Source organism: Ruthenibacterium sp. (assembly GCF_017421385.1).
Taxonomy (GTDB): domain Bacteria; phylum Bacillota; class Clostridia; order Oscillospirales; family Ruminococcaceae; genus Ruthenibacterium; species Ruthenibacterium lactatiformans.
This window is the reverse complement of sequence record NZ_JAFOIN010000095.1, coordinates 23,134-29,133: the sequence shown is the minus strand read 5'-3', so window position 1 is coordinate 29,133 and position 6,000 is coordinate 23,134. Positions and strand designations below refer to the sequence as shown.

Annotated in this window: 5 protein-coding genes; 3 read left to right on the top strand and 2 right to left on the bottom strand. The window is 58.2% G+C overall.

Annotated elements, in window-relative coordinates:
• From IIY41_RS11930 to IIY41_RS11920, 3 genes are all read left to right on the top strand, one after another.
• A partial coding sequence (locus tag IIY41_RS11930; RefSeq protein WP_287400906.1) for a vitamin B12 dependent-methionine synthase activation domain-containing protein occupies positions 1 to 477 on the top strand: 477 nt, incomplete at its 5' end.
• Entirely contained in the window at positions 470 to 2,824 is a 2,355-nt protein-coding gene (locus tag IIY41_RS11925) for a homocysteine S-methyltransferase family protein (protein WP_256290942.1), read from the top strand. The genes IIY41_RS11930 and IIY41_RS11925, both read left to right, overlap by 8 nt.
• A 6-nt stretch (positions 2,825 to 2,830) precedes the next feature.
• Positions 2,831 to 3,565: an MBL fold metallo-hydrolase gene (locus tag IIY41_RS11920; protein ID WP_069971770.1), complete on the top strand. Its 735-nt coding sequence runs from the start codon at positions 2,831 to 2,833 to the stop codon at positions 3,563 to 3,565.
• A gap of 98 nt (positions 3,566 to 3,663) precedes the next feature.
• Here the strand turns inward: IIY41_RS11920 and IIY41_RS11915 are convergent, their stop codons facing one another.
• Complete coding sequence (locus IIY41_RS11915; protein WP_055080770.1) at positions 3,664 to 4,122, bottom strand: S-ribosylhomocysteine lyase; 459 nt, start codon at positions 4,120 to 4,122, stop codon at positions 3,664 to 3,666.
• A gap of 32 nt (positions 4,123 to 4,154) precedes the next feature.
• Positions 4,155 to 5,900, bottom strand: coding sequence for a pyruvate kinase (gene pyk / locus IIY41_RS11910; RefSeq protein WP_177330712.1), 1,746 nt, complete (start codon positions 5,898 to 5,900; stop codon positions 4,155 to 4,157).
• Between the last annotated feature and the right edge of the window lie 100 nt (positions 5,901 to 6,000).

Genomic DNA, 6,000 nt, shown 5'->3' with positions numbered 1-6,000 from the left:
TATTTGCAGGGAAACGATATCCTGCGGCATCTGGAAGGGTGCGGGAGCTGTGTGCTCCTGGCATGTACACTGGGCGCCGGAGTAGATGCGGCCCTGCGTGCTGCGGGCGCGTCCGATATGGCGTATGCTGTGGTGTTGGACGCGCTGGCTTCTGTGGCGGTGGAGCAGACGGCCGATGCCGCTGAACAGACGCTGCGCAATGAGGAACGGGAGGAAGGGCAGTTTTTGACGGGGCGTTTTTCTCCTGGATACGGCGATTATCCCATCGCCGTGCAGAACGATCTGCTGCGTTTGCTGGATGCACCGCGAAAAATCGGCCTGTGCGCCACTCCGGCGCATCTGCTGACGCCGCGCAAGAGCGTTACGGCTGTTTTGGGCGTGGCCGGTCATCCGGTGACGGGCCGTCGTGCGGGCTGCGCAAACTGTGCGCTGCGTGAACGTTGCGCTTACCGTAAGGAGGGGAAGACCTGTGAATAAAATATTTGACGGGAAACGCTATTGGCTGTTGGACGGCGCGATGGGGACGATGCTCCAGAAAAGCGGCCTCAAGCTGGGGGAAAGGCCGGATCTGCTTTCCATCACACATCCTGATGTAGTAGAGCGCATCAATCGGGCATATGTGGAGGCCGGCAGTGATTTGATTTGCGCCAATACGTTTGGGTCCAACGCGAAAAAGCTGGCCGGCTGCGGCTATACGGTGGAAGAAGTGGTCGCCGCAGGCATTGGGACGGCAAAACGTGCTGCGGCCGGAACCGCGGCGCGTGTGATGCTGGACGTTGGCCCCATAGGCGAACTTCTGGAGCCCGCAGGCGCGCTGAAATTTGAAGAAGCGTACGAGATTTACAAGGAAATTGTCCTGGTGGGCTGGCGTGCCGGAGCGGATCTGGTGAAATTCGCCACAATGACAGACTTGTATGAGATAAAAGCAGCGGTTTTGGCGGCAAAAGAAAACACACCTCTTCCGGTGCTTGTTTCCATGACGTTTGAGGAAAACGGACGCACGTTCACAGGCTGCACCGTGGAGTCTTTCGCGATCACCGCGGAGGGGCTCGGGGCGGACGGCGTGGGCATCAACTGCTCATTGGGCCCGGCGGAAATCTATCCAATGGCGCAGCGGCTGTGCGCCGCAACCAGCCTGCCGGTGTTCATCAAACCCAATGCGGGCCTGCCGGACCCGGCCACCGGAAGGTACAGCATCGGCCCGAAGGAATTTTGTGATGAACTGGAGCGCTTCAAGGCGCTGGGAATTTCGGCGGTAGGAGGGTGCTGCGGTACTACGCCCGAATATCTGGCGCTGCTTGCCAAGGCTTTTAAGCAGGACACGCCTGTGCACCGGGAGCCTGTGCGGCGCAGTGCCGTGTGTACTCCGACACGCACTGTGGAAATCGACACTGTACGTGTGATAGGCGAACGAATCAATCCCACGGGAAAAAAGCGTTTTAAAGAGGCGCTTCGGGACGGAGATATGGATTATATCCTTTCCCAAGCGGTGGAGCAGGCGGGCGCGGGCGCGGATATCCTGGACATAAATGTGGGCCTGCCGGAAATTGATGAACAGGAAATGATGATCCGTGCTGTAAAGGCTGTGCAGAGCGTGTGCGATCTGCCTCTGCAGCTCGATTCCACCCGCGCGGATGTTCTGGAAGCGGGGCTTCGGGTATACAACGGCAAGCCTATCGTCAACTCGGTAAACGGGGAACAGGCGGTGCTGGACCGTCTCCTTCCCATCTGCAAAAAATACGGAGCTGCGGTCGTAGGCCTGACGCTGGATGAAAACGGTATCCCGGCGCTGGCGGAGCAGCGGTTTGCACTGGCGCAAAAAATCGTGGCCGCGGCCGAAGCCGCAGGCATCCCGCGGGAAGACGTATATATCGACTGCCTTACTCTTACGGCCAGCGCCCAGCAGGAAGCGGTGCGGGAAACTCTGAAAGCCGTGCGCATGGTGAAAGAGCGTTTGGGCGTTAAAACGGTACTGGGCGTTTCCAACATTTCTTTTGGGCTGCCCTGCCGGGAACAGGTGAACACCAGCTTCCTCACACTGGCAATGGCACACGGCCTGGATCTGCCGATCATCAATCCCAACGCAGAGGCAATGATGGCGGCGGTGGCCAGCTTCAAGGTGCTGTACAATATCGACAGGGACTCCAGGGAGTATCTGGCCCGTTACGCCGGACAGGCAGCGGTGCAGCCTGCGGCACAACAGATTGTTACTCTGTACGACGCGGTGCTTCAGGGACTGAAAGCGGCTGCGGCGCAGGCGGCACGCACCGCATTACAGGCGAAAAGCCCGGAGGAGCTTGTCAATGAGGTGCTCATTCCGGCGTTGGACACGGTGGGCGCCGGTTTTGAAAAGGGCGTATTGTTCCTGCCGCAGCTTCTGCAGTCCGCAGGCGCGGCGCAGGCGGCGTTTGAAGTCGTAAAGGATGCGATCGCGGCGTCGGGAAAAAAGAGCGGCGGCAAAGGGAAAATTATTGTGGCGACCGTAAAAGGCGACATTCATGATATTGGAAAGAATATCGTTAAAACGCTTTTGGAAAATTACGGCTATGACGTGCTGGACCTGGGGCGCGACGTGCCTGCGGAAACCGTGGTAAAAGCAGCGCAGGAGCATGGCGTACGATTGGTGGGCCTCAGTGCGCTGATGACTACCACGCTGGGCAGTATGGAAGAAACCATCTGTGCGCTGCGCAGGGCCGGGCTTTCCTGCCGGGTGATGGTGGGCGGCGCGGTGCTTACACCGGAATATGCAATGCACATCGGCGCAGATTACTATGCAAAAGACGCGAAACAGTCTGTGGATATCGCCCGGGAGGTTTTGGGGTGATGCAGTGTGAATAGAGGTCTGCGGCAGCTTACGGAGCGGGTATTTTATTTGCCGCATGAAGAACCGGCGGATCGTCCTGTGCTGGGGTATATCCGGGGAGAGCGGTACTCCTTTGCCGTGGATGCGGGAAATTCCCGCCGTCATGTGGAAAAATTTTATGCGGCGCTGGACGCCGCGGAGCTTCGACGGCCGGATTTTACGGTGCTGACCCACTGGCATTGGGACCATACGTTTGGCCTTCATGCGGTGGACGGCGCGGCCATCGCGTGCGAGGCCACGAACGAAATGCTATGCAGGGCTTCACGCTGGAAGTGGAGCGAAGAAGCCATGCGGGAACGCCTGCGGACGGGTGAAGAAATTGAATTCTGTGACAAGCATATCCGTGCCGAATATCCCGACAGGAAAGAAATCAGCGTCGTACCGGCCGGCCTTGTGTTTCATGGACGCCTGTCCATTGATTTGGGCGGTGTACACTGTGTGCTGCTGCAAACCGAAGCGCCCCATGAAAGAGATTGCGTTCTGGTGCATGTGCCGGAACAGGGGATTTTATTTGCCGGGGATGCGGACTGCGGGGATTTTTACAGCCTTGACGGCGGTTATGATAAAGCACGGCTGAAGCGTTACCTTGCGTCGGTGGAAGCAATGGAGTTCAAGCTGTATGTGCCGGGCCACGGCGCGCCGGAGCGGAAAGCGGAGACGCTTGCCGCTCTGCGCGCAGAATTGGAAAGTTTGGAAGGCTGATACGCACCCATCGAAAAATAAGCGCGGCGTCTCATTCGAGACGCCGCGCTTTTATATAGGCAGCGGCAAAGAAACCGGCGGCACAGATAAAACACACTTTATGCCTCGTACTGCAGACGTTCCTCCGTCCATTCCTTTAGAACCGGGAGCATGGCCCGCGCTTCCCGGTTCGCTCCGGGCAGGTCCTGCTCACGGTAATTGCCGCATTCAATTTCGGAGGCACCGGGGATATCGCCCGCATAATCCGTCATAAAGCGAAAGCTGTCCTGCACCAGCCGGATGGCGTCTGCGTGGGACAAGCCGCGGGTGAGCAGATAGAACCCGGTGCGGCAGCCCATGGGCCCGACATAGATGACGCCGGGGCCATATACCGAGTTGCGGGCGTAGGTGGCGAACAGATGCTCAATGGTGTGCAGCGCTCCGTTGGCCAGATAATCGCCCTGATTCGGTTTTTTCATGCGAATGTCATAAGTGACCACATCGCCGTCCACACGGGAGATATACATGCCGCGCTCGAGCCGGGTGTGATCCACACAAAAGCTTGCGATCCGTTCCATTGCTGTTCCTCCAATCCGGTCAAAAATATTGCTTATTGGGGCATCGAATGCACCACGCCGCGCTCTCCGTCCACCGAAACGCGCACACCGTCGTGCAGCTTGCGGGTAGCGCCCGCCGCGCCCACGACAACCGGTTTGCCCAGCGTAAGGCCAACGATGGCGGCGTGGGAATTAACGCCCGCCTCTTCGGCGATGATGGCGGAGGCGTCGCGGATGGAATCCAGCATATTGTTGTTCGTTGCCGGGACGACCAGCACATTGCCGGGCTTGAATTTGCTGCGCACCTCGTCATCACTGCGGCACACACAGGCAACACCGACGCCGTTGCGTTTGCCGATGCCGATGCCGGACAGGAGCGCATCGCCCACGAGATGGGCCTTGATCATATTGGTAGTGCCGGAGATGCCCACAGGGACGCCCGCAGTGATGACCACCAGGTCCCCGTCCTGCACAAGGCCCGCACTCTGGGAGGTCGAAACGGCTTTTTCGATCAGTTCATCTGTGTCGTGCGCATATTCCATCATGATCGGTGTGATTCCCCAGGAAAGTGTGAGCTGGCGGTATACCTGTTCTGTCAGCACACAGGCGATGATGGGCGTCTCGGGGCGGTATTTGCACAGCAGGCGGGCTGTTTCGCCGCTTTTGCTTACAGTGATGATGGCGTTTGCCTTGATATCCATGGCCGTGGTGCAGGCCGCGTGGGCGACGGCGCCCGCCACGCTCAGCTGCCCCTCCATAGTGCGCATTTTCAGGCGTTTGTCATAATTGATGTCGCTCTCGGTGCGTTCGGCGATGGCGGACATGGTGCGCACAGCCTCCACAGGCCAGCGCCCGGCAGCCGTTTCGCCGGAGAGCATAATGGCGGAGGTGCCGTCGTAAATGGCGTTGGCGACATCGGTGATCTCAGCGCGGGTGGGACGGGGGTGCTCTATCATACTGTCCAGCATCTGCGTGGCTGTGATGACGGGCTTTCCGGCGTTATAACCGCGCCAGATGATGTCTTTCTGGATGATGGGGATCTCGGTAAAGTCGATCTCCACGCCCATATCGCCGCGCGCCACCATAATGCCGTCGGCCACGTTGAGGATCTCGTCGATGTTTTCCACGCCTTCGTGGTTTTCGATCTTGGCCACGATTTTGATGAAATCACATTTTCGGCTGTCCAGCAGGCGGCGAATCTCCAATATATCGGCGGCGCTGCGTACAAAGGAGGCTGCGATGAAGTCAAAGCCCTGCTCAATACCAAACAGGATGTCATCGCGGTCCTGCGCGCTCATATACGGCATCGAGAGCTTGGTGCCGGGCACATTCACGCCCTTATGGTTGGAGACCGGGCCGCCGTTCTGCACGGTGCAGATAATGTCGTCGCCCTGAATAGCGTCCACCTTCATGCCGACAAGGCCGTCGTCCAGCAGCACACGCGCGCCGGGCGTGAGGTCCTGCGGCAGTTCTTTGTAGGTGATGGAACAGATGTTTTCGTCGCCTTCAACATCGCGCGTGGTAAGCGTAAATGTCTGACCGGCTTTCAGCGTGACCTTGCCGTTTTTAAAATTCTTCAGGCGGATCTCAGGGCCTTTGGTATCCAGCAGGGCGGCCACAGGCATACACAGCTCGTCGCGCAGTGCGCGCAGCTTGGCCAGCCGGGCGGCGTGTTCCTCGTGGGAGCCGTGGGAAAAATTGAAACGGGCGACATTCATCCCGCTCACGATCATATTGCGCATCACGCCTTCCTGATCTGTGGAAGGTCCCAGCGTGCAGACGATTTTTGTTTTACGCAGCATAGTCAGATACTCCAATCCGCTTTTTGTGAAAAGCAACAAATTTACCTAGTTTATATTATACACAAATTCCATCCGCATGCAATGGCGGCAGGCTTAA